Below are 445 nucleotides of genomic sequence, written 5' to 3'. Positions count from 1 at the left end.
GGCGATGGTGGTGTCGCGATCGAACGAGTCGCTGTACGACAGGTCCATGGCCTTGGTCACGTCCGAGGTGTATGACGTGTCGACCGTGTTGTTCACATCGGAGGTATACGAAGTATCGACCGTATTGTCGACCGTATTGGTGACAGCGGAGGTGTAGGCCTTGTCTACCGTCGAGGTGTAGGACTTGGTCTTGCTGAGGTTCGTATCGACGTTGGTATCGACGTCAGTATCGATCGTGGTGTTGGTCGTCCAGTTGTTGACGATGTTGTTGTCGATGGTGGTTTCGGCATTGGCCGATGTCGCGGCGGCGATCGCCACGGCAAGCACGGTCCACTTGATGTTCCTTTTCATGGTGTCCTCTCTCTCTTGCTTTTCAGGTTGGTAGGATTACCGCCTCACGGACCGGGCGAAATCGACAGCAACAGCTGGTTGCCGGTTTCATTGG

Annotated in this window: 1 protein-coding gene; it reads right to left on the bottom strand. The window is 55.3% G+C overall.

The window, feature by feature from the left end:
• The coding region (locus CSC74_RS17370; RefSeq protein ID WP_211369688.1) for a hypothetical protein at positions 1-351 on the bottom strand (351 nt) is incomplete at its 3' end.
• Positions 352-445 lie beyond the last annotated feature (94 nt).

Source organism: Pseudoxanthomonas yeongjuensis (assembly GCF_010093345.1).
Taxonomy (GTDB): domain Bacteria; phylum Pseudomonadota; class Gammaproteobacteria; order Xanthomonadales; family Xanthomonadaceae; genus Pseudoxanthomonas_A; species Pseudoxanthomonas_A yeongjuensis.
This window is presented reverse-complemented; position numbering and strand designations above follow the sequence as displayed.